The following is a 24,138-nucleotide window of genomic DNA, read 5'->3' on the forward strand; positions in this document are numbered from 1 at the left end:
CGCGTGTTCGAGTCGGTAGCAGGGCTGCTGGCGGAACACGAGGACCTGACGCAGCAGCTGTCGGACCCCGCGCTCCATGCCGATGCGGCCCGGGCGAAGAAGGTGAACCGGCGGTACGCCGAGCTCAACCAGATCAAGTCCGCGTACGAGGCCTGGAAGGCGGCGGGGGACGACCTCGCCGCCGCCCAGGAGCTCGCGCGCGAGGACGAGGCGTTCGCGGACGAGGTCCCGACGCTCGAGGAGCAGCTGTCGGAGCGCCAGGAGCGTCTCCGACGGCTGCTCATCCCGCGCGACCCCGACGACGGGCGCGACGTGATCATGGAGATCAAGGGCGGCGAGGGCGGCGAGGAATCGGCGCTGTTCGCAGCCGACCTCCTGCGGATGTACTCGCACTACGCCGAGTCCAATGGCTGGAAGATCGAGATGCTCGAGCGCACCGAGTCCGACCTCGGTGGCTACAAGGACGTCCAGGTCGCGATCAAGTCGAACGCGACCGACCCGTCCCAGGGCGTCTGGGCGCACCTCAAGTACGAGGGCGGCGTGCACCGCGTGCAGCGTGTGCCGGCGACCGAGTCCCAGGGGCGCATCCACACCTCGACGACGGGCGTGCTCGTCTTCCCCGAGGTCGACGAGCCCGAAGAGGTCCAGATCAACCAGAACGACCTCAAGATCGACGTCTACCGGTCCTCCGGCCCCGGCGGTCAGTCCGTCAACACGACGGACTCCGCGGTCCGCATCACGCACCTGCCCACGGGCATCACGGTCGCGATGCAGAACGAGAAGTCGCAGCTGCAGAACCGTGAGGCCGGCATGCGCGTCCTGCGTGCCCGCATCCTCGCGCGGCAGCAGGAGGAACTCGACGCCATCGCCTCGGACGCGCGCAAGTCGCAGATCCGTGGCATGGACCGTTCGGAGCGCATCCGCACGTACAACTTCCCGGAGAACCGCATCGCGGACCACCGCACCGGGTACAAGGCGTACGACCTGGACCGCGTGATGAACGGTGCGCTCGAGCCCGTCATCCAGTCCGCCATCAGCGCGGACGAAGAGGCACGCCTGGCCGCCATCGGCGACCAGGACGCCTAGACCCGCCTGGAGGCACGGATCACCTCCGACAGTCAGCCCACGTACGCAGCGGATCGCCTCCTGGACGAGGCGACCGCTGCGCTCGTCGCGCACGGGGTCCCGACCCCGCGCGTGGACGCCGAACTCCTTCTCGCCTGGGCGACCGACACGTCGCGCGGCGCCGTCCAAGCCCGCGCGCTCACCGGGGGTGCGATCGCCCGCGAGCACGTCGAGCGCTTCCGGCACGCCGTCGCCCGTCGCACCACCCGCGAGCCGCTGCAGCACATCACGGGCGAGGCGTACTTCCGCGCGCTCACCCTGGCGGTCGGCCCGGGCGTCTTCGTCCCGCGGCCCGAGACCGAGGGTGTCGTCCAGTTCGGCATCGACGCACTCCGGGCGGTCGCCGTCCCGGAGCCGGTCGCGGTCGACCTCGGTTCCGGCAGCGGTGCCATCGCGATCGCCATGGACACCGAGGTGCCGAACGCCGTCGTGTACGCGGTCGAGGCGTCGCCCGAGGCGCTCCCGTGGACCCGACGCAACGTCGAGTCCCACGGCGGCACGGTGCGGCTCGTCGAGGGCGACCTCGCCGACGCGCTGCCCGAACTCGACGGGACCGTGTCGGTCGTCGTGTCGAACCCGCCGTACGTCCCGGACGACGCGGTGCCGATCGACCCCGAGGTCCGCGACCACGACCCGGCGATGGCGCTCTACGGCGGGCCGGACGGCCTCGACGCCGTGCGTGCGCTGGCCGAGACCGCGTGGCGTCTGCTCGTTCCCGGGGGAGTCCTCGTGATCGAGCACGCCGAGCCGCAGGGCGCCGGCGTCCGCGAGGTCCTGGCGCGCCGGGGGTTCCGTTCCCCGGAGACGCACCAGGACCTGACGGGACGCGACCGCACGACCACCGCGACCCGCTAGCCCGAGCCGCTCCGCGCCTCCAGTCCGGTGTGGGGTGTGGTGCTGTGGGCCGTTTCGCGCGTGGTGGGCGCTTTCGCGCTTGGTGGGCGCTTTCGCGCGTGGTTGGCCGTTTGTTCCTGCCTGGTACGCGCGATTCCGCTTCCTACTGCACGCGCGATGGGAAGGATCGCGTGGCGGTCCTGGCCTGGAGGCGCGGATCACCCGAGCCGTGAAGCCCACCCCCGTCAGGTGGGCCGTTCCGCGCGTGGTCAGCGTCTTCGCGCGTACCTGGTCGTTTGTTCCTGCCTGGTACGCGCGATTCCGCTTCCTACTGCACGCGCGATGGGAAGGATCGCGTGGCGGTCCTGGCCTGGAGGCGCGGATCACCCGAGCCGTGAAGCCCACCCCCGTCAGGTGGGCCGTTCCGCGCGTGGTCAGCGCTTTCGCGCATACCTGGTCGTTTCTTCCTACCTGGTACGCGCGATTCCGCTTCCTACCGCACGCGCGATGGGAAGGATCGCGTGGCGGTCCCGGTGCTACGCGACGGGGGCTGCGGCGTGCTGTTCCGCGACGAAGGCGAGGACCGCGTCGCGCAGGTCGGTGTGCTCCTCGACCAGGACGGCGTGGATGCCGACGCCCCGGGCGCCCTCGACGTTGATCGGCATGTCGTCCGCGAAGAACGTGCGCTCGGCAGGCACGCCGTGGTGTTCGAGCGCTCGGAGGAACACCTCGGGCTCGGGCTTCCGCGCCCGGAAGTTGCTCGTGGTGTCGAGGTGCTCGCCGAACAGCGGCGGCAGGGACGGCGCCCAGCGGTCGATCCACCGGCCGGCCAATGGCCCGTTGTTCGTGAGGAGACCGACCCGCCCGTACTCGCTCGCCACGCGGACCGCCTCGATGCGCTCGGGCAGCTCGGTCATCGCGGCACCGCGGATCCGTGCCCAGTCGGCCTCGGGCACGTCGCAGCCCATCGCCTCCTCGAACGCGGCGAGGTACGCGTCGCCGTCGGCGTACCCGCCGGCCTCGGCGCGCTGCTCGTTGCCGCAGTCCCACCACCGGCGGCGGAGCTCCTGGAAGTCGTGCCCGGTGAACTCGGCGAGGGCGGCCATCCGCACCTGCCAGTCGTACCGCACGAGGACCTCGTCCATGTCGAAGAGGAACAGGAGTCGGGGCGCAGGCGTCTCGTTCACGATGCCACCCATTGTGTCGCACTATCATCGTCGAGTCATGGCATCCCGATACGACTGCACCGACTCCGACGGGCTCCTGACCGGGATGCGGCTCGCACGTGCCGCCCTCGGGCGCGGAGAACTCGTCGTCGTCCCCACCGACACCGTCTACGGCGTGGCCGCGGACGCCTTCAGCGCGGCCGCCGTCCAGCGCCTGCTCGACGCGAAGGGCCGCACCCGTCAGTCGCCGCCGCCGGTGCTGATCCCGGGTCCGCCGACCCTGGAGGCACTGGCGAGCGACATCCCGCAGCAGGTGCGCGACCTCGTGGCCGAGTTCTGGCCCGGCGGTCTCACCGTGATCCTGCGCGCCCAGCCGTCGCTCGACTGGGACCTCGGCGAGACGCGCGGCACCGTCGCCCTCCGCATGCCGGACTCCCGGATCGCGCTCGAACTCCTGCAAGAAGTGGGGCCGCTCGCGGTGTCCTCGGCGAACTCCACGGGTGACCCGGCAGCGATGGACGCCGACCAGGCCGAGGCCATGCTCGGTGACAGCGTCGCCGTGTACCTCGACGGCGGCCCGATCGAGGCGCACGACGGGTTCGAGGCCTCCACGGGCTCGACGATCGTCGACGCCACGGGCCTCTCCGACGGCGGGAAGCTCCTGATCGTCCGTCACGGCGTGATCTCGGACGACGAGATCACCAGGGTCGTCGGAGCCGACCTCGTCGGATGAAGTACTACCTGCTCGCCGGTGCCATCGCGGCCGTGGTGAGCTTCTGCGTCAGCTGGCTCGTGTGGAAGCTGGGGCTGAAGTACAAGTGGTACCCGAAGGTCCGTGAGCGAGACGTGCACCGCACGCCGACGCCGCGACTCGGCGGGATCGCGATGTACATCGGCGTCATCGTGTCCCTGCTCGCGGCGTGGTTCCTCTTCCCGTCGATCGCCGGGACGGACTACTTCCGTCTCGTGTTCTCCGAACCGGGACGCGTGCTCGCGGTGCTCGGGGGAGCGACGATCATCGTGGTCCTCGGTGTCGCGGACGACATCTGGGACCTCGACTGGATGACGAAGCTCGCCGGGCAGATCATCGCCGCGGGCATCCTGGCGTGGCAGGGCGTGGCGATCGTGTCCCTGCCGATCGGCAACACGCTCGGTGTCGGCTCGTCCTACATGAGCCTGATCTTCACCGTGCTGGCGGTGGTGCTCGTGATGAACGCCGTGAACTTCATCGACGGCCTCGACGGGTTGGTGGCCGGCGTCGCGATCATCGCCGGCGGCGTGTTCTTCCTGTACACGTTCTTCATCAACCGCGTGGTCGTGCAGACCGAGTTCTTCTTCAACCTGCCGTCACTGCTGACCGCGGTGCTCGTCGGCGCCTGCTTCGGGTTCCTCATCCTGAACTGGCACCCGGCGAAGCTGTTCATGGGGGACGCCGGCGCCCTGCTCGTGGGCTTCCTGATGGCGACGAGCGCGGTGTCCGTCACGGGCAACATCGACCCCGCCGCGGTGCAGACGCGCCAGGCGCTCCTGCCCGCGTTCATCCCGATCCTGCTGCCGTTCGCGATCCTCATCGTGCCGATCCTCGACTTCGGCCTCGCCGTCACGCGACGCTTGAGCGCCGGCAAGTCGCCGTTCTCGGCCGACCGGAAGCACCTGCACCACCGGCTGCTCGACATGGGGCACTCGCACTTCCACGCCGTGCTGATCTTCTACGCGTGGACGGCCACGGTCGCCGTCGGCTGTCTGCTGTTCCTCTTCGTGGACTGGTACTGGGTCGTCGTGTTCGTCGCCGTCGGCTTCACGGTGTGCGCCGTCGCCACCTTCGCCCCGCTCGGCCGAAAGCGCGCCGAGTTCGCCGCCCAGGCCGCCACCCGCTCCACCGCCGTGGTGGACGCCAGCCTCGACCCGCTCGACCGGGCCGCCAACGACCGCTCGATCCCAGGAGACATCACGTGACCGCACCGAACGCGCTCGACCACGTCCGGCCGGTGTTCCGCCGCATCATCACCTGGGGAGCGATCCTCGCAGTGGGACTCGCCGTGGTCGGGGGAGTCGTCGGACTGCTCGTCGCCGGCGTCCCCGGGCTCGTGGGCGGCCTGCTCGGTGCCGTCCTGAGCGTGGTGTTCCTCGGGCTGACCGCGGTGAGCGTGCTCGTGGCCCTTCGGGTGTCGAAGGGCCAGATGATCTCCGGTGCGTTCTTCGGCATCGTGATGGGCACCTGGCTGCTGAAGTTCATCGTCTTCATCGTCGTGCTGGTGCTGCTGCGGGACCGTGACTGGGTGGACTTCCCGGTCCTCGCGATCGCGATCATCGTCGGTGTCGTCGGCTCGCTCGTGATCGACGTAGTCGCCGTCGCGAAGGCGCGCATCCCGATCGGGGTGTCCCTCCCCGGAGACTCCGCGTCTCCTGAGAAGGACGCGCCCCGCAACTGAGAGCCCGGGAAGCCTCTCGCACCTGATAGGCTTCTCGGAGTCCGCGTCCGGAGCAATGCTCGGAGCGGACGAGCCTCCACAACGTCCACCATCGCGTGCCATGCGTGCGCGCGCCGACACAGGAGACAGCGCTGCTATCCCACGCTCTTCCCCTGTCCCTCACCGCTGCGGGTAACACCGTCGCGGCGGGGAGCAGCAAGGCCGCCGAGTTCCATGGTCCGTCGATCAACGAGTTCTTCCCGGATGCGATCTTCTTCGCGGGGACGCCCTTCGAGATCGACCGACTCGTCATCATCCGGTTCGTCGCCGTCGCGGTCCTGCTGCTGATCGGCATCATCGGGACCCGTTCGCTCAAGCTCGTGCCCGGCCGCGGCCAGGCGCTCATCGAGTACGCGTTCGACGTCGTCCGCCGGAACACCTTCGACAACCTGGGTGAGAAGGACGGCAAGCGGTTCCTGCCGATCCTCGCGACGATCTTCTTCTCCGTGCTGTTCCTGAACCTCACGGGTCTGATCCCCGGGTTCAACCTGCAGGGCACGAGCCGCATCGCGTACCCGATGATCCTCGCGGTCGTCGCGTACATCGCGTTCATCTACGCGGGCCTCCGCAAGCACCCCGGGACGTTCCTGCGCAACGCGCTGTTCCCGCCCGGGGTCCCGTGGCCGCTCTACATCATCGTGACGCCGATCGAGCTCGTCTCGACCTTCGTGCTCCGCCCGGTGACGCTGACGCTGCGACTCCTGATGAACATGGTCGTCGGCCACCTGCTGCTCGTCCTGTTCTTCGCTGCGACGCAGTTCTTCTTCTTCGACAGCGAAGGCCTGTTCAAGCTCTTCGGCGTCGGGACGCTCGCGTTCGGCATCGCGTTCAGCTTCTTCGAGATCCTGGTCGCGCTGCTGCAGGCCTACGTCTTCATGCTGCTGACCGCGGTGTACATCCAGCTCGCGCTGGCTGACGAGCACTGACCAACGACCTGTACTGACCCCCAATACGGCACGGCATCCGCCGGGCCGCATCTTGAAAGGAAAACACGTGGACGCAACGACCGTTCTCGCGGAAATCTCCGGCAACATCGCGACGGTGGGCTACGGCCTCGCGGCGATCGGCCCGGCCATCGGCGTGGGCATCGTCGTCGGCAAGACGATCGAGTCCGTCGCTCGCCAGCCGGAGCTCCAGGGCCGTCTGACGACCCTCATGTACATCGGTATCGCCTTCACCGAGGCGCTCGCCTTCATCGGCATCGCCACGTACTTCATCTTCACCAACTAAGGCCTCTCGATGCAGAACGCACTCATCATCGCGGCCGAGGAGACGCACAGTCCCCTCGTCCCGCCGCTGTACGACATCGTCTGGTCGCTGGTCGCGTTCATCGTCATCCTGCTGGTCTTCTGGCGAGTCATCATCCCGCGGATCACGAAGATGCTCGACGAGCGCACCGAGGCCATCGAGGGTGGCATCAAGAAGGCGGAGGCTGCTCAGGAGCAGGCTGCTGCCGCGCTCGACGAGTACAACAAGCAGCTCGCCGAGGCCCGTGCCGAGGCGTCGCGGATCCGTGAGCAGGCCCGTGCCGACGCGAACGCGATCGGCAACGAGCTGCGCGAGCAGGCGCAGGCCGATGCAGCACGCATCGCCGCGAACGCCCAGGCGCAGATCGAGGCCGAGCGTCAGAGCGCTCTCCAGTCCCTCCGGTCCGAGGTGGGCACCCTTGCCCTCGACCTCGCGTCCGGCGTGATCGGCGAGTCCCTGAAGGACGACGCCAAGTCGAACGCGGTCGTCGACCGCTTCCTCGCTGACCTCGAGGCCTCGCAGGCCGAGAAGACCGGGGAGCACTGAGCATGCGCAGCGCCACCAGAGAAGCACTGGCGTCCACGAGGGCGGTGCTCGCCGACCTCGGCGGTGCAGCCGACCTCGCCGTCGGTGCCGAGATCCTCGCCGCAGGGCGTGCGATCGCCGGTGCGCCGCAGCTGCTCGGTCTGCTGTCCGACCCGACGGCCGACCCGGCCGGCAAGAAGGTCGTCATCGACCGCGTCTTCGCCGGCCAGTCGGCCGCGACGCGTGCGGTCCTGACCGCGGTGGCCGGCTCGCGCTGGTCCTCGCACCAGGACCTCCTCGTCGGCATCGAGGACGCGGGCATCCGCGCCGTCGCCGCCACGGCACCGTCGGGGACCTCGATCGAGGCCGAACTGTTCTCCTTCGAGACCGCCGTCCGTTCGGACGCCGACCTCGAACTGGCGCTGGGCACCAAGCTCGGCAGCCCGTCGGAGAAGAGCGGACTGGTCGAGCGACTGCTCGGTGGCAAGGTCTCGGCGCAGACGATCGCGATCCTGTCGCACCTCGTGCAGCAGCCCCGCGGCCGTCGCATCGGTGAACTGGTCCGCGACGCCTCGCGCATCGTGGCCGACCAGGCGGGCAAGCTCGTCGCGACGGTCATCACCGCTGCTCTGCTCTCGGACGGTCAGGCGGCTCGCGTCGCCCGCGGCCTGTCCGAGAAGTACGGCAAGGACATCAGCATCAACCACGTGGTCGACCCCTCGGTCGTCGGCGGGGTCCGGGTGCAGCTCGGCGGCGACGTCATCGACGGCACCGTGTCCACGCGGCTCTCGGAGCTCCGGCTCCAGCTCGCCGGCTAGGCGTACCGTCGAAGCCGCTCCTCCCAAGTCCACAACGGGAACTGCTCAAGTCAGCAGCGTCACCCTCTCGGAGCCGAAGGGCCCCGGAAACCAACAAGGAAAATCCCATGGCAGACATCACCATCAGCCCCGATGAGATCCGTGATGCCCTGAAGGACTTCGTCTCGAACTACGAGCCGACGAAGGCCTCCACGGCCGAGGTCGGGCACGTCATCGACGCCGGCGACGGCATCGCGCACGTCGAGGGCCTCCCCGGCGTCATGGCGAACGAGCTCATCCGCTTCGAGGACGGCACGCTCGGCCTCGCGCAGAACCTCGACGAAGACGAGATCGGCGCCATCGTGCTCGGCGAGTTCGCCGGCGTCGAAGAGGGCCAGGAAGTCACCCGCACGGGCGAGGTACTCTCCGCCCCCGTGGGCGACGGCTTCCTCGGTCGCGTCGTCGACCCGCTCGGCGCACCGATCGACGGTCTCGGCGAGATCCCGGCCGAGGGTCGTCGTGCCCTCGAGCTCCAGGCTCCCGGCGTCATGTCCCGCAAGTCGGTGCACGAGCCGCTCCAGACCGGCATCAAGGCCATCGACGCGATGATCCCCGTCGGCCGCGGTCAGCGTCAGCTGATCATCGGCGACCGCCAGACCGGCAAGACGGCCATCGCGATCGACACGATCATCAACCAGAAGGCCAACTGGGAGTCGGGCGACGAGAACAAGCAGGTCCGCTGCATCTACGTCGCCATCGGCCAGAAGGGCTCCACGATCGCCTCCGTCAAGGGTGCGCTCGAGGACGCCGGCGCGATGGAGTACACGACCATCGTCGCCGCTCCGGCCTCCGACCCGGCCGGCTTCAAGTACCTCGCCCCGTACACCGGTTCGGCCATCGGCCAGCACTGGATGTACCAGGGCAAGCACGTCCTCATCATCTTCGATGACCTGTCGAAGCAGGCCGAGGCCTACCGTGCGGTGTCGCTCCTCCTGCGTCGTCCGCCGGGCCGCGAGGCCTACCCGGGTGACGTCTTCTACCTGCACTCCCGTCTGCTGGAGCGTTGCGCGAAGCTGTCCGACGAACTCGGCGCCGGTTCGATGACGGGTCTCCCGATCATCGAGACCAAGGCGAACGACGTCTCGGCGTACATCCCGACCAACGTCATCTCCATCACCGACGGTCAGATCTTCCTGCAGTCGGACCTGTTCAACGCGAACCAGCGTCCGGCCGTCGACGTGGGCATCTCGGTGTCCCGAGTCGGTGGTGACGCGCAGGTCAAGTCGATCAAGAAGGTCTCCGGCACGCTGAAGCTCGAGCTCGCGCAGTACCGCTCGCTCGAGGCGTTCGCGATGTTCGCGTCCGACCTCGACCAGGCGTCGCGTCGTCAGCTCGAGCGCGGTGCGCGTCTGACCGAGCTCCTCAAGCAGCCGCAGTACTCGCCGTACCCGGTCGAGGAGCAGGTCGTCTCGATCTGGGCCGGCACGAACGGCAAGCTCGACGAGGTCCCCGTGGCCGACGTCCTGCGCTTCGAGTCGGAGCTGCTCGAGCACCTCCGCCGCAACTCGGAGGTCCTGACCACGCTGCGTGAGACGAACCAGCTGAGCGACGAGACCGTCGCCGAGCTCGGTTCGCAGATCGACGCGTTCAAGAAGGGCTTCCAGACGAGCGACGGCAAGACGCTCGGGTCCGAGCAGTTCGAGGCCGCTTCGGCCGAGGACGTCGACCAGGAGCAGATCGTCAAGGGTCGTCGCTAGATGGCAGCGCAGGTCCGGGTCTACCGACAGCGAATCAAGTCCGCGAAGACCACGAAGAAGGTCACGCGCGCCATGGAGTTGATCTCGGCGTCGCGGATCCAGAAGGCGCAGGCCCGCATGGCCGCGTCGGGTCCGTACTCGCGGGCCGTGACACGTGCGGTGTCGGCCGTGGCGACGTTCTCGAACGTCGACCACGTCCTCACCACCGAGCCGGAGTCGTCGACGCGGGCAGCTGTCGTGCTGTTCACGTCGGACCGCGGTCTCAACGGCGCGTTCAGCACCAACGTCCTCAAGCAGGGCGAGGAGCTCGCCTCCCTGCTCCGCAGCGAGGGCAAGGACGTCGTGTTCTACCTGGTCGGGCGCAAGTCCGTCGGGTACTTCGCGTTCCGTGAGCGTGCGTCGGAGCAGCAGTGGGTCGGCAACACCGACCAGCCGGAGTTCTCGACGGCGAAGGAGATCGGCGACGCCGTCGTGGCGAAGTTCCTCCAGGACACGGCGGAGGGCGGCGTGGACGAGATCCACATCGTCTTCAACCGCTTCCTGAGCCTCGCCACGCAGGAGCCGCAGGTCGTCCGGCTGCTCCCGCTCGAGGTCGTCGAGGGTGTCGAGGCACCGTCGAACGACGAGCCGCTGCCGCTGTACGAGTTCGAGCCGGATGCGGACGCGGTGCTCGACGCACTGCTCCCGGTCTACATCGAGAGCCGCATCTTCAACGCCATGCTGCAGTCGGCTGCCTCCGAGCACGCCGCCCGTCAGAAGGCGATGAAGGCGGCGAGCGACAACGCCGACTCGCTGATCCGCGACTTCACGCGTCTCGCGAACAACGCCCGACAGGCCGAGATCACCCAGCAGATCTCCGAGATCGTCGGCGGCGCCGACGCCCTCTCGTCGAAGAAGAAGTAGTCCGCGTCGTTCGCGGACAGTTACCCACCCTCAGGAAGGCACCAGCCATGACCGACACCGCAACCACCGCGGTCGAGACGTCGTCGGCGCCCGGTGTCGGCCGGATCGCCCGTGTCACGGGCCCCGTCGTCGACATCGAGTTCCCGCACGACGCCATCCCCGAGATGTACAACCTCCTGTTCACGACCATCACCATCGGTGACTCGTCGCAGGAGATCGGCCTCGAGGTCGCGCAGCACCTCGGCGACGACCTCGTCCGCGCCATCTCCCTGAAGCCGACCGACGGTCTGGTCCGTGGCCAGGAGGTCCGTGACTCGGGCGCTCCGATCTCGGTCCCCGTCGGCGACGTCACCAAGGGCAAGGTCTTCGACGTGCTGGGCAACGTGCTCAACACCGACGAGAAGCTCGAGATCACCGAGCGCTGGCCGATCCACCGTAAGGCCCCGGCCTTCGACCAGCTCGAGTCGAAGACCTCCATGTTCGAGACCGGCATCAAGTCGATCGACCTCCTCACGCCGTACGTGCAGGGTGGCAAGATCGGCCTCTTCGGTGGTGCGGGCGTCGGCAAGACGGTCCTCATCCAGGAGATGATCCAGCGCGTCGCGCAGGACCACGGTGGTGTGTCGGTGTTCGCCGGTGTCGGCGAGCGCACCCGTGAGGGCAACGACCTCATCGGCGAGATGGAAGAGGCGGGCGTCTTCGACAAGACCGCCCTCGTGTTCGGCCAGATGGACGAGCCGCCGGGAACGCGTCTGCGCGTGGCCCTGTCGGCGCTGACGATGGCGGAGTACTTCCGCGATGTCCAGAAGCAGGACGTGCTCCTCTTCATCGACAACATCTTCCGCTTCACGCAGGCAGGTTCCGAGGTCTCCACGCTGCTCGGTCGCATGCCGTCCGCGGTGGGCTACCAGCCCAACCTCGCCGACGAGATGGGTGTGCTCCAGGAGCGCATCACCTCGACGCGTGGTCACTCGATCACCTCGCTGCAGGCGATCTACGTGCCGGCCGACGACTACACCGACCCGGCTCCGGCGACCACGTTCGCGCACCTCGACGCCACGACCGAGCTCTCCCGTGAGATCGCGTCGCAGGGTCTCTACCCGGCCATCGACCCGCTGACCTCCACGTCGCGGATCATGGACCCCCGGTACCTGGGCGCCGACCACTACGAGACGGCGACGCGCGTCAAGCAGATCCTCCAGAAGAACAAGGAACTGCAGGAGATCATCGCCATCCTCGGTGTCGACGAGCTCTCCGAAGAGGACAAGATCACGGTCGAGCGCGCTCGTCGTATCCAGCAGTTCCTCTCGCAGAACACCTACATGGCCAAGAAGTTCACGGGTGTCGAGGGTTCGACGGTCCCGCTCAAGGACACGATCGAGTCCTTCCGCGCGATCGCCGACGGCGAGTTCGACCACGTGGCCGTGCAGGCCTTCTTCAACGTCGGTGGCATCAACGACGTCGAAGAGAAGTGGGCGCAGATCCAGAAGGAGAACCGCTGACATGGCGGCACTCACCGTGAGCGTCGTCTCGGCCGACCGCGAGGTCTGGTCGGGAGACGCCACCATGGTCGTCGCTCGCACGACGGAGGGCCAGATCGGTATCCTCGCGGGACACGAGCCGCTGCTCGCGACCCTCGCACAGGGTCAGGTCCGCATCACCCGAGCCGACGGCTCGACGGTGGCGGCGGACGCCGAGGACGGCTTCCTGTCGGTCGAGCACGACACGGTCACGATCGTGGCGCGGCAGGCCGCGCTGGCGTCCTGACCGGACTGACCGTCCTCCTCCCGCCTTCGGAGACGAAGCGGGAGGGTGGGGACACGGACCGCACGCTCGACCTGCGTGCGCTGTCGTTCCCGGAACTGGCTGCAGAACGGGCCGCGGTGATCACCGCGGCCCGTTCCGTCAGTTCTGAGGAGTCCTCTGCCCGGACGGCGTTGAAGCTCGGCCCGAAGTCGATCGAGGAGCGGTTCCGCAACCTCGCACTCGACACCTCGGGCACGATGCCGGCGATCGACCGGTACACCGGGGTGCTCTACGACCCGCTCGGAGCGCTCGACGCGGACGCCGCGACCCGTGCGTGGTGGTTCGACCACGTCGTGGTGCAGTCCGCGATGTTCGGCCCCCTCGGCGGCGGCGACCCGATCCCGGCCTATCGGCTCTCGCACGACTCGCGGCTCGGCAGCATCCGTCTGGCCTCGCACTGGCCGGGGGTCTCGGCGCGCGTGCTCGCTGAGCGCACCGAAGGTGGCCTCGTGCTGGATCTCCGGTCCGAGGGGTACCAGCAGCTCGGTCCGGTGTCCCATGCCGTCGCGCCGCGCGTGGTGAGCGTGGACGGCATCGGGCGCCGGAAGGCCCTGAACCACTGGAACAAGACCGCGAAGGGCCGCCTGGTGGCGTTGCTCGGCCGTTCCGGTGCAGCGGTTTCGTCGATGGCGGAGCTCGTCGAGTGGGCGTCGGAGCACGGCGTGGTCTTCGAACAGCATGCAGGAGGGTGGGACCTCGTGGCCGAGAGCCTCGAACCCGCCTCGGTCTGACGCCCGCCGACTCGTTCCTCCACAGATCGGGTGGGGCGGGTCGCCTTCCACAGGCGGCCGCCGCGGGCCTGCATGGAGGCGCGGTGTGCGTTTCGATGTCGACATGATCCCCCTGACGACACGAACCCTCGACGAAGCCGCAGTGCGCTACCCGCGTGAGATCGCAGCAGCGGTCACACTCCCGGCAGCGTGCGCGGCGCTCGTCGCGCCCGGCGCGGGGCCGCTGCCGCGCACCGCCGCGATCGCGGTGGTGACCGCCTGCGGGGCGCTCGCGCCCCGCTTCGCGCTGATCGACTTCCTCGCGGCGCGGGATGAACCCGAGCCGCGTGGCATCGTCGCGTTCGACCCCTTCCACGACGAGACCCCGCCGGCGCTGCGTGGCTGGGGGCCGGAGCCGGACCGGGCCCGGGTGCGGATCGCAGGAGACCGGTGCGCGGAAGCCTGGCAGCGGTGGCGGACCGAGGACCCGTCGGCGGACACCGCGACGGGCGCAGCCGGTGCCCTCGCGATCGCCTCGTGGTGCTCGTGGGCACTCGGGTCGACCGCTCGTGCGCAGACCCGCGCGCAGCACGCGCTCGACACCTGTTCGAGCGACCCGCTCGCGGCGGTCGTCCTGCGCTCGGTCCGAGCCGGGAGCGGGCCGGTGTGGGAGCGCCGATGACGACCGGGGGACAGGATCGTCTACGGTGGTGTGCGACCACGCTTGGAGGGCTCGGTTGCGCGACGACGACATCGACGACACCGTCATCCGGCGACCGCGGGTGCAGCCCTCCGGTGACCGGGTGGGCGACGCCCTCGACGACACGGTCATCCGTGCCGCCCCGACGGTCCCCGGCCGGCTGGACATCGGTGCGGACGACGACACCGTGATCCGCCCGGTCGCCGCGCCGCGCCCGACCGACGACGCGCTCGACGACACGGTCGTGCGCGCGCCGACGCGACCGGACGACGGCGCGACCGCGTCCGTCGGAGCCGAGCCGCGCCTCCAGGCCGACCCAGCCGCACCGCAGACCAGGGTGCCCTCGATCCGGATCGGTGACCGCGTCCTCCGCCTCGACCGCCCCGTGATCGTCGGGCGGCGACCCACGCTGCCGCGGATCCTGCGCGGCGCGACACCGGAACTCGTGACGGTGCCGTCGGCGGCCGGTCAGGTGTCCTCCTCGCACGTGCTCGTGCACGCCGAAGGGGAGGCGACGGTCGTCGACGACCTCCGGTCGACCAACGGGACGGTGGTGCGACCAGCCGGCGCAGCGCCGTTCCGGATGCCGTCCGGTGCCTCGAACGTCGTCCTGACGGGTACGGTTGTCGAAATCGGTGACGGCAACGTCATCGAGGTCCTCTCGCCGTACCACCGGGTCGCACCGACGGCGGGGGACCTCCCGCCACTTCCCACGTGGCCGTCCGATCCACCAGCCGGCACGCCCCGAACCCCCAGAGAGCGATCCTGAAACGTGACCGAACTCGGCCGAGCAGCGACTGCGCACGCCATCGACGTCCCCGGTGCCGACGGTGCCACCCTGACGCTGTCGTGGGGAGCGGCGACCGACGTCGGCCGCCGTCGTGACCACAACGAGGACAGCTACATCGTGGGGGCGCCGTTCTTCGTCGTCGCCGACGGGATGGGCGGACACCTCGCGGGCGACCGTGCCAGCGATGCCGTCGTCCGTCGCCTCGAGCAGGCGACCGAGAGCGACTTCTCGTCGCGGCAGGCCATCCAGCGGGCGCTCCTGCTCGCGACGGCCGACATCGAGCGCGCCGCCGGCGGCAACGCGATCGGCGCGGGGACCACCGTCACGGGGATCGCCCTCGTCGCGTCCCACGGTCAGCCGGCCGCCCTCGTCTTCAACGTCGGCGACTCGCGGACGTACCGGATCGAGGACGGCGTGCTCCGTCGTGTGACGGTCGACCACTCGGTCGTGCAGGAGATGGTGGACGCCGGGCTGCTGCGGGCGGAGGACGCCGAACGCCATCCGGACAGCAACGTCATCACGCGTGCCGTGGGCTTCGGCGAGCCGCCGGAGCCGGACTGGTGGACGCTGCCGCTGCGTGCCGGCGACCGCTACATCGTCTGCTCGGACGGTCTGACCAAGGAACTCGGTGACGGCGGGATCGGTCGCATCGCCGCGCGCGAGCCGAGTGCCCAGGGCCTGGCCGAACGCCTGGTGGGCGACGCGGTGGTCGCCGGCGGCCGGGACAACGTGACGGTCGTCGTCCTGCAGGTCGACGACGCACCGGACGACGGCGACGTGGAAGACACGCTGCCGCGCCACTGAGGGTGCCCCCCCCGAACTGGGGGAGTGCCGACCCGCTGCCCGATGCGGTGTGCGGAATGTCGGTCACCCACGGTTCGTACAATGGCAGGGCCGTGACGAGAGAGCTGGCCGCTCGGCCGGGGAGGAGGGCACGATGGCGAGACGCCTGCCGTCCACGCCACCCGTGATCCCCGGGTTCAGCCCAGTGCACGTCCTCGGGTCGGGCGGGTTCGCCGACGTGTTCCTGTACGAACAGGACATGCCGCGACGCCAGGTCGCCGTGAAGGTGCTCCTCGACGAGGTCGTCGACGACCGCGTCCGCCAGATGTTCCAGGCCGAGGCGAACCTGATGGCCCGCCTCAGCACGCACCCGTCGATCCTCACGGTGTTCCAGGCGAGCGTGGCGTCCGACGGGCGTCCGTACCTGGTCATGGAACTGTGCTCGTCGTCGCTCAGCGAGCGGTACCGCCGCGAGCCGATCCCGGTGTCCGAGGTGCTGTCGATCGGCATCCGCATCGGGTCCGCACTCGAGACGGCGCACCGCGAGGGCGTGCTCCACCGCGACATCAAGCCGTCGAACATCCTGCTGACGGCGTACGGCAACCCCGTCCTGTCCGACTTCGGCATCGCCGCGACGATCGGCGGCACGGACCCCGACGAGCCCGTCGGCATGTCCATCCCGTGGTCGGCGCCCGAGGTGCTCATCGACGAGTCCCGCGGCACCATCCAGTCCGAGGTGTACTCGCTGGCGGCAACGGTGTTCTCGCTGCTCGCCGGCCGCAGCCCCTTCGAGGTGCGCGGTGGCAAGAACGGCGCCGCCGACCTGATGAGCCGCATCGACAAGGGTGGCGTGAAGGCGACGGGGCGTACCGACGTCCCGCCGTCGCTCGAGCGCCTGCTCGCCGCGGCCATGTCGCGCAAGGTCGCCGGTCGACCGTCGACCGTGATGGAACTCGTCCGCGGGTTCCAGCAGGTCGAAGCCGAGCTCGGCATCCCCCAGACCGCGGCCGACGTCGCGGTCGAGGCGTGGGCCGTCGCGACCCCGACGCCGGACGGCGACCGCACGATGATCCGGGAGCTCCAGCCACCGACGCGTGTGGGGGCTCGGCGCCGGACCCGCAAGGCGGTCCAGGGCGGATCGTCGGCTGCTGCGTCGCAGAGCGTCGGCACCGTGCACCGCACCGGGTCCGTCACCCGCGCCCGACGTCGGTCCCGTTCCACCCTGGTGTGGGCGACGTCCCTCGCGGTGGTCGTCGTCGCGGCGCTGGCCATCGCCACCGTGGTGGTCGTCGGACGCCTGGGCAGCGGAGCCATCCCCGTCGTGTCGGACGTCCAGGCCGCATCGACCGCGTCCTCCGTCACGTTCACCTGGGACGACCCGGGACTCCGCAACGGCGACACCTACGTCATCTCGTCGAACGGCGCAGCCAGCCAGCAGACCGGCGCCCGTTTCGTCGTCTCCGGGAAGAAGGGCGACGAGGAGTGCATCGCCGTCGCGGTCAACCGGGACGGCAAGACCGGCGTGGCCAGCGCCCAGAAGTGCGCCACGATCGGGAGCGCCGGGTGATCCGCGCGCTCCTCGCCAAGCACCGTTCGGCCGCGGTGACCGTCGCTGCGTCCATCGTCGTCTGCGCGGTCGTCGCGACCGCCGCCGTCGCCTCCACCGGGTACCACACCCAGCGCGTCGACCTCGGCGACGGCACCGTCTGGGTGCCGTCGGCCGAGTACGGCGCGGTCGGTCGCGCCAACACCGGCGTCCTGCAGCTCAACACCGCCGTCGAGACCGCGAGCGACAGCCTCTCCGTCCTGCAGCGTGGCTCCACCGTGTACAGCGTCGACGCCACGAAGGGGACCGTGGCGAAGGTCGACGTCGCCGACGCCACCGTCGCCGACCCGGTGACCCTGCCCGCCGGTTCGCCGCAGGTGTTCTTCGCGGGCTCCACAGCGGTCATCGGCAACGGCGACACCGGGGAGCTGTGGGCGACGCCGGCGAAGGACCTCGGCGAGTTCGACGCGTCGACGAAGGCAGACCTCACACTCGGCGCCGACGCGGTCTTCGACGCCTCCGACAAGCACGTCGCGGTCTACTCCCCGAAGACCGGCACTGCGTCGCTCGTCGACGTCGGCACGACCCTGACGGTGGCCGAGCGCTGGACCGTCAAGATGGACCGCGCCGACGACTTCCAGGTCGCGTCGTTCGGGGACCACGTCGCGGTGCTCGACCGGACTTCGGGCGAAGTGTCCGTCGACGGTGACACGGTGGACCTCGGCGACCGCGTCGGGACGTCCCCCTCGCTCCAGCGGTCCACGGACGACGGCTCCGAGGTCGTCGTCGCGGGGACAGCGGGGCTCGTCCGCGTCTCCGCGTCGGGCAACGTCGACGCGACCGCCCTCCGGGTGTCCGGTCGGGCGGCCCGGCCGACCGTCGTCGGGTCCTGCACCTACGCCGCGTGGGCCGGTGGGCAGGCGATCGACACCTGCCGTGGCAGCGCGCTCCAGCGGTTGGCCAGCACGGCGGGCACGAGCGACCTCCAGATCCTGCACAACGGCGAGACGGTCGTCGCGAACGACCCGCAGAGCGGTCGCTCCTGGGCGATCGACCGCAGCGGTCAGCTGATCGACAACTGGTCCGACCTCATCAAGAAGGACGACGACCAGCAGCAGGAGCAGGTGTCCGACGACGACCCGGAGGTCGAGAAGGACCAGAAGCCGCCGGTCGCGGTCGACGACGACCTGGGCGCTCGTCCGGGACGCACCACGAGCCTCCCGGTCCTGCTCAACGACTACGACCCGAACGGCGACCCGATCGTCATCAGCGAGGTCGGCACGGTCGACGACGCCGTCGGCGACGTCGCGATCGTCGGCGACGGCCAGCGCTTGCAGATCACGCTGGCGGCACGCGCCAGCGGCACGGTGTCGTTCCCGTACACGATCACGGACGGCAACGGCGGATCGGACACGGCGACCGTGAAGGTCACCGTCCGTCCCGACTCGGCGAACGACCCGCCGCGGCAGGCGCGGGACACGTCGGCGGACGTGGTACAGAACGGCCACGTCGTCACGAACGTGCTCGGCGACTGGGTGGACCCCGACGGGGACCCCGTGTACCTGAAGTCGGCGACGGCGGCCGACGGCGACCGGGTGTCGACCACGCCGGACGGTCTCCTCGACTACCGCAACGCCAGCGGTCGGACGGGCGACCGCGCCGTGCAGCTCGTCGTCAGCGATGGCCGTGACGACGGCCGTGGGTCGGTCACGGTCCACGTCGCGAAGCAGGGGAGCGTGCCCCTGTACGCCGATCCCTTCCCGGTGCAGGGGTACGCCGGCAAGGCCTTCAGCGTCGACCCGCTCGACCACGTGCGCGGCGGCAACGGCACCGTCACGTTGACGAGCGTCTCCTCGGCCTCGGGGCTGACCGTCACACCGAGCTACGACGCCGGCACCTTCCGCGTGCTCGGGACCAGCGCCGGCGACCACCAGCTCGAGTACACCGTCACGGACGGCACGAAGACGACCAGCGGCGTCGTGCGGATCACGATCCTCGCGCCACCGGACGCGTCGACCGCGCCGATCACCACACCGAAGACCGTGTTCGTCAACACCCTGTCCACGAAGGACACGGACGTCACCGCGACGGACATCGACCCCGCTGGCGGCGTGCTCCTGGTGACCGCGCTGACCGGGCCGGAGCGAGGGTCCGGCGTGCAGGCGAGCATCCTCGACCAGCACACCGTCCGCGTCACGCTCACCGCGCCGCTCGACGGACCCGTGTCGTTCGGGTACACCGAGACCAACGGGCTCGCCTCGGCGACCGGGACGATCACCGTCGTCGAGATCCCGAAGCCGGACCGCATCCAGCCGCCGGTCGCCCAGCCCGACACCGCGACCGTGCGGGTCGGCGACGTCGCCAACATCGACGTGCTCGCGAACGACACCCAGCCCGAGGGCGAACCGCTCACACTGCAGCCCGAGCTCGTGCAGAACGTCCCGGGCGACGGCGGGCTGCTCTTCGCCTCGGGCGACCACCTCCGCTACCTCGCGCCGAACACGCCGGGCAGCTACACGGCCGTGTACCGCGTCGCCGGACCGGACGGGCAGTACGCCGACGCCACCGTCTCCATCTCGGTGCGGGAGCAGGACGCAGCGACGAACAACCCGCCCGTCCCGCAGACCGTCACCGCGCGTGTCGTCGCCGGGCAGTCGGTCCGGGTGTCGATCCCCCTGAACGGCATCGACCCCGACGGCGACTCGGTGCAGCTCGTCGGCGTCGCGTCCAACCCGGACAAGGGCTCGGTGAGCGACGTGGCGTCCGACTCCCTGACCTACGAGGCCGGCGACTACTCGGCCGGGACCGACGAGTTCACCTACACGGTCGTCGATGCCCTCGGCGCCCGCGCCACCGGCACCGTGCGCGTCGGGATCGCCCCGCGTGCCGAACAGGCGTCGAACCCCGTCGCCGAGGCCGACCACGTCACCATCCGACCCGGCGGCTCCGTCACCGTCCGCGTCCTGCAGAACGACTCCGACCCCGAGGGCGGTCAGCTGACCGTCACCGCGGCGGAGCCCACGGCGAAGGACGTCACGGCGAAGGTCCTGCAGAAGCAGCAGATCCGAGTCACCCCGCCCAAGACCGCCAAGAACGGTGACTACGCCGTCTTGTACACGGTCGCGAACGAGAACGGCGGAGCCAGCACCGCGTTCCTCACCGTCACGGTCGACCCGGACGCACAACCACTGCGGCCCGAGGTCGACGACACGACGCTCGACCTGCAGGACATCCTGCACCGGCAGAGCGTCACCGTCGACGTGCTCGACAACGTGTTCTTCGCCGAGGGCACCACGGCCGACCTGAAGGTCGGTGTCGTGGACGGCTACGGCGACACCGCGCGCACCACCGACGACCAGCGGATCGTCGTCCGCCTGACCGACGACTCGCAGGTGATCCCGTTCTCGGTCGCTCGGATCGACCACCCGGACATCGTGTCCTACGGTTTCATCCACGTGCCCGGCTTCGACGACGCGCTGCCCCAGGTCAACCGGACGGCCGGCGCGATCACCGTCAAGAGCGAGGCCACCGTCCGGATCCCGCTGTCGAAGTACGTGGTGACGGCGAACGGCCAGACGGCGAAGATCACGGACGACGGCACCGTGAAGGCGACGCACGCCAACGGGCAGGACCTCGTCGTCGATTCGTCGAACCTGCAGTTCACCTCGTCGAAGCTCTACTACGGCAACGCCTCGATCTCGTTCGAGGTCACCGACGGATCGAACGCGAACGGCGGGAAGGGTCGCGTCGCGACGCTCGTGCTGCCGATCAAGGTGACGCCCCGGTCGAACCAGCCGCCCGCGTTCACCGGCTCCGCGGTGGACATGCAGCCGGGGGAGTCGCGCACGATCGACCTCACCAAGCTCACCGACTACCCGTACCCGAAGGACCTGCCGGAGCTCCGCTACTCGGTCGTCAGCAAGCCCTCGGACGGCACGACCGCCACGATCTCCGGGCAGAAGCTGACCGTCAAGGTCGCCGACACCGCGAAGAAGAACACCACGGCCGCCATCGGCATCGGCGTCGCCGACGACGCGAACCAGGGCCGGAGCGGCGTCGTGAACGTCGACGTGGTCGCATCCACCCGACCGCTCGTCCAACCCGGTGCCGACAAGTCGGTCACGAAGCGCGGCGAGACGACGACCATCGACGTGCTCGCCAACGACCAGCCGACGAACCCGTTCCCCGAGCAGCGACTGCGCGTCGTGAACATCCGTGGGCTCTCCGGCGGGCTGCCCGGCGGCGTGACGGTCACCCCGAGCGCGGACAAGTCCCGTCTGCAGGTGAGCGTGTCCGCGAACGCCAAGCCCGTCGACACGCACCTGCAGTACCAGGTCGCCGACGCCACCGACGATCCGGACCGGTACGTGTGGGGCGACGTGACGATCTCGGTGCAGGACGTCCCGGACGCACCCGGTGCCCCGACCCGCACCGGGTCGTACGAGGGCGGTCAGGCCACGCTGACCTGGTCGACCCCGCAGGCGAACAACTCGCCCATCACGGGGTACCGACTGCAGGGCACGAACGGCGTCGCGAAGGACTGCGGCACCGCGACGGTCTGCACCATCACGGGCCTCGACCCGAAGTCGTCGTACCAGTTCTCGGTGGTCGCGAAGAACGCGATCGGTGACTCCGCGGCCTCGCCGAACTCGGCACCGATCAGTGCCGACTTCGTGCCGGCTCCGCCGACCGGGATCACCGTCTCGCCGAGCAAGAGCACCCCGAACCAGCTCGACGTGAACTGGAACCGGGTCGACGCGCCGAACAACGGCACGGCGGTCGACAACTACGTCGTGTCGATCGAGGGTCCTGGGCTATCTACCTCGAAGAACACCGGGACGGCCACGAGCACGTCGTTCACCGGCGCCCAGAGCGCGGCGCAGTACACGGTGACCGTGTCGGCCCGCAACGGTGCGGACCGCAACGGCACGGTGGTTCAGTGGAACTCCGGAGCAGCCACCGGATCTGCGGTCGGGGTTCCTGGCAAGCCAGCGAACGTCTCCGCTGTGTCCGGTGCCCAAGCGGACGAGAACGGCAAGTCGATCGTCTCGATCACCTGGAACGCGGCCGAGAGCGCAGGCGGCCCATCCTCCAGCTACAACGTGTTCCGGTCGTCGAACGTCGACTGCTCGGCGAACCCGGGCGGCTCGATCGGAAGTTCCAGCCCCGCGACTGACCGTGGAGTCGACGGGGGCGGAGCGACGTACGCGGTCACGTTCTCGAACGGCTACTTCTGCAATGTCGCCTACGCGACGGCTGTCACCTACGAGCGGCCGAGCAGCACTCCGAACGCAGCGGTCGGGCTCGTCCCGGCAGGCGGGGACGGTTCGCTGTTCAACCTCAGCGTGAGAGCTCCGGATCAGCGGGTGGACCACTACAGGCTCGAAACCGGCGGCGGGGTGAAGGACCTGGCTCCGGGCGAATCGTGGTCCGGTGTGCCCGGCTCCGGTGCACGGAACGTCGTGAGTTCCTTGACGTTGCGGGCCTGCGGAGGCCCGGGGTCTTCGTTCTGCACCACCGACGCGAGCTCCTTCGTCTTCACGGGCGCAGCCGTCGACACCAGCGGGTCGATCTCGAAGGCGCAGCAGGGATCAGCGATCGAAGTCTCGGGCCCCAGCGGTCAGGACATCGCGGTGCAGAGCTACACCGCAACGTGGTTCGACGCCGACGGCAATGCATCCGTCGTCACGAGTACCTGGTCACCTGGCGGCACCGGACCAACACCGCCGGACTCTCTCCTCTTCTCGGCCAAGTCGGTCAGGGTGTCGGTGCGGGTCACGGTCAACGGCACGGCGCTGAGCGCGACCGGTGATCTGGCGGGCTCGGTGTCCATCGCGGATGCCCCGCCTTCTGGTAACTGAGCACCGACACCACCGCCCCGTACTCTTCCCCTACCGCCATCCCCGAGAACGAGGAACGACACCGCATGAGCATGACCCCGGAGCAGGCCACCTGGTTCGCCGACGTCGCAGGCCGCATCGTGACCAACGTCGAGCAGGTGCTCCTCGGGAAGACGTTCGTGATCCGCCTGGCGGTCACGGCGATGCTCAGCGAGGGCCACCTCCTCCTCGAGGACGTCCCCGGCACGGGCAAGACGAGCCTGGCCCGGGCGATGGCGCAGAGCGTGCAGGGTTCGACGAACCGCATCCAGTTCACGCCGGACCTGCTGCCGGGCGACATCACCGGCATCAGCGTCTACGACCAGAAGACGCAGGAGTTCGACTTCCACCGCGGTCCGGTCTTCTCGAACATCGTGCTGGCCGACGAGATCAACCGCGCGAGCCCGAAGACCCAGTCCGCGCTGCTCGAGGCGATGGAGGAGTCCGCGGTCACGGTCGACGGCGTGAACCACAAGCTCGCCGCCCCGTTCATGGTCATCGCGACGCAGAACCCCGTCGAGCAGGCGGGAACGTACCGCCTGCCGGAAGCGCAGCTCGACCGCTTCCTGATGAAGGCGTCGATCGGCTACCCGGACCACGCCGCGACGGTGAAGATCCTCGAGACGTCCTCCGCGCCGTCGAGTTCGGTGCCCCTCGCGAGCGTCGTGCCGGCCGCGACGATCACCGAGATGGCGACGCTCGCCCGGTCCGTGCACGTGGATCCGGTGATCGCCGACTACGTCGCGCGCCTGGTCGACGCCACGCGTTCGGCGAGCGAGGTCCGCCTCGGCGTCAGCGTGCGTGGTGCGATGGGTCTGATGCGCGCGTCGCGGGTGTTCGCTGCGCTCAACGCGCGGCACTACGTCACGCCCGACGACGTGAAGGCGCTGGCCGTGCCGGTCCTGGCGCACCGTCTGGTCCTCGACGCCGAGGCCGAGTTCGACGGCGTCAGCGCCACGAGCGTCATCGCGCAGCTGCTCGTCGAGACGCCGCCTCCGGCGGACCGGGCCGCGTCGTGACCGACCGCCGGCCCGTCTCCACGCGGTCGCGCCGCCCGTCCTCGACGCGGTCGCGTCGCGGGACGACGGCGTACGAGCG

The 24,138-nt window shown here is 69.6% G+C and carries 21 protein-coding genes; 20 read left to right on the top strand and 1 reads right to left on the bottom strand.

The window, feature by feature from the left end; genetic code table 11:
• Positions 1-3 precede the first annotated feature (3 nt).
• Together prfA and prmC are read left to right on the top strand one after the other, a co-directional pair.
• The gene (prfA, locus tag FS532_RS00940; RefSeq protein WP_144749539.1) at positions 4-1,086 is read left to right on the top strand and encodes a peptide chain release factor 1; all 1,083 of its coding nucleotides are present in this window, start codon (positions 4-6) and stop codon (positions 1,084-1,086) included.
• Between the two features lie 18 nt (positions 1,087-1,104).
• On the top strand, positions 1,105-1,980 hold the full coding sequence (gene prmC, locus FS532_RS00945) for a peptide chain release factor N(5)-glutamine methyltransferase (RefSeq protein WP_144749541.1): 876 nt from the start codon (positions 1,105-1,107) through the stop codon (positions 1,978-1,980).
• A 515-nt stretch (positions 1,981-2,495) separates the two neighbouring features.
• Here the strand turns inward: prmC and FS532_RS00950 are convergent.
• Positions 2,496-3,146: an HAD-IA family hydrolase gene (locus tag FS532_RS00950; RefSeq protein ID WP_260852476.1), complete on the bottom strand. Its 651-nt coding sequence runs from the start codon at positions 3,144-3,146 to the stop codon at positions 2,496-2,498.
• 37 nt (positions 3,147-3,183) lie between these two features.
• Here FS532_RS00950 and FS532_RS00955 point away from each other — a divergent pair, with 37 nt between their 5' ends.
• The 18 genes from FS532_RS00955 (at position 3,184) to FS532_RS01040 (ending at position 24,059) form a co-directional block, all read left to right on the top strand.
• A complete protein-coding gene (locus tag FS532_RS00955; protein WP_144749546.1) occupies positions 3,184-3,858 on the top strand; it encodes an L-threonylcarbamoyladenylate synthase in 675 nt (224 codons plus the stop codon).
• Positions 3,855-5,081, top strand: a complete 1,227-nt coding sequence (locus tag FS532_RS00960) for an MraY family glycosyltransferase (RefSeq protein WP_144749548.1) — start codon at positions 3,855-3,857, stop codon at positions 5,079-5,081. Before FS532_RS00955 ends, FS532_RS00960 begins: the two co-directional genes overlap by 4 nt.
• Complete coding sequence (locus FS532_RS00965; protein WP_260852477.1) at positions 5,078-5,557, top strand: hypothetical protein; 480 nt, start codon at positions 5,078-5,080, stop codon at positions 5,555-5,557. The genes FS532_RS00960 and FS532_RS00965 overlap by 4 nt, the downstream gene beginning before the upstream one ends.
• A gap of 104 nt (positions 5,558-5,661) precedes the next feature.
• On the top strand, positions 5,662-6,522 hold the full coding sequence (gene atpB, locus FS532_RS00970) for a F0F1 ATP synthase subunit A (RefSeq protein ID WP_144749550.1): 861 nt from the start codon (positions 5,662-5,664) through the stop codon (positions 6,520-6,522).
• Positions 6,523-6,589: 67 nt separating this feature from the next.
• Positions 6,590-6,826: an ATP synthase F0 subunit C gene (atpE, locus tag FS532_RS00975; RefSeq protein ID WP_070416292.1), complete on the top strand. Its 237-nt coding sequence runs from the start codon at positions 6,590-6,592 to the stop codon at positions 6,824-6,826.
• 9 nt (positions 6,827-6,835) lie between these two features.
• The gene (locus FS532_RS00980) at positions 6,836-7,390 is read left to right on the top strand and encodes a F0F1 ATP synthase subunit B (protein WP_144749552.1); all 555 of its coding nucleotides are present in this window, start codon (positions 6,836-6,838) and stop codon (positions 7,388-7,390) included.
• A gap of 2 nt (positions 7,391-7,392) precedes the next feature.
• Positions 7,393-8,187: a F0F1 ATP synthase subunit delta gene (locus tag FS532_RS00985; protein ID WP_144749554.1), complete on the top strand. Its 795-nt coding sequence runs from the start codon at positions 7,393-7,395 to the stop codon at positions 8,185-8,187.
• Positions 8,188-8,294: 107 nt separating this feature from the next.
• Entirely contained in the window at positions 8,295-9,923 is a 1,629-nt protein-coding gene (gene atpA / locus FS532_RS00990) for a F0F1 ATP synthase subunit alpha (protein ID WP_144749556.1), read from the top strand.
• Positions 9,924-10,826, top strand: a complete 903-nt coding sequence (locus tag FS532_RS00995; protein WP_079236203.1) for a F0F1 ATP synthase subunit gamma — start codon at positions 9,924-9,926, stop codon at positions 10,824-10,826.
• Positions 10,827-10,873: 47 nt separating this feature from the next.
• A complete protein-coding gene (gene atpD, locus FS532_RS01000) occupies positions 10,874-12,328 on the top strand; it encodes a F0F1 ATP synthase subunit beta (RefSeq protein WP_022905457.1) in 1,455 nt (484 codons plus the stop codon).
• Between the two features lies 1 nt (position 12,329).
• Entirely contained in the window at positions 12,330-12,593 is a 264-nt protein-coding gene (locus tag FS532_RS01005) for a F0F1 ATP synthase subunit epsilon (protein WP_022905458.1), read from the top strand.
• Positions 12,594-12,598: 5 nt separating this feature from the next.
• A complete protein-coding gene (locus tag FS532_RS01010; protein WP_144749559.1) occupies positions 12,599-13,363 on the top strand; it encodes a YaaA family protein in 765 nt (254 codons plus the stop codon).
• A 103-nt stretch (positions 13,364-13,466) separates the two neighbouring features.
• Complete coding sequence (locus FS532_RS01015; protein WP_144749561.1) at positions 13,467-14,024, top strand: hypothetical protein; 558 nt, start codon at positions 13,467-13,469, stop codon at positions 14,022-14,024.
• 55 nt (positions 14,025-14,079) lie between these two features.
• Positions 14,080-14,811, top strand: coding sequence for a hypothetical protein (locus FS532_RS01020; RefSeq protein WP_144749563.1), 732 nt, complete (start codon positions 14,080-14,082; stop codon positions 14,809-14,811).
• A gap of 3 nt (positions 14,812-14,814) precedes the next feature.
• Positions 14,815-15,636: a PP2C family protein-serine/threonine phosphatase gene (locus tag FS532_RS01025; RefSeq protein WP_260852478.1), complete on the top strand. Its 822-nt coding sequence runs from the start codon at positions 14,815-14,817 to the stop codon at positions 15,634-15,636.
• A 133-nt stretch (positions 15,637-15,769) separates the two neighbouring features.
• Positions 15,770-17,182 (top strand): serine/threonine-protein kinase, encoded by a 1,413-nt coding sequence (locus FS532_RS01030; protein ID WP_144749565.1) that lies wholly within the window; start codon positions 15,770-15,772, stop codon positions 17,180-17,182.
• On the top strand, positions 17,179-23,022 hold the full coding sequence (locus tag FS532_RS01035; RefSeq protein WP_144749567.1) for an Ig-like domain-containing protein: 5,844 nt from the start codon (positions 17,179-17,181) through the stop codon (positions 23,020-23,022). The genes FS532_RS01030 and FS532_RS01035 overlap by 4 nt, the downstream gene beginning before the upstream one ends.
• A gap of 65 nt (positions 23,023-23,087) precedes the next feature.
• A complete protein-coding gene (locus tag FS532_RS01040; RefSeq protein ID WP_144749569.1) occupies positions 23,088-24,059 on the top strand; it encodes an AAA family ATPase in 972 nt (323 codons plus the stop codon).
• Positions 24,060-24,138 lie beyond the last annotated feature (79 nt).

Origin of the sequence: Curtobacterium pusillum (assembly GCF_007673235.1) — a bacterium.
Taxonomy (GTDB): Bacteria; Actinomycetota; Actinomycetes; order Actinomycetales; family Microbacteriaceae; genus Curtobacterium; species Curtobacterium pusillum_C.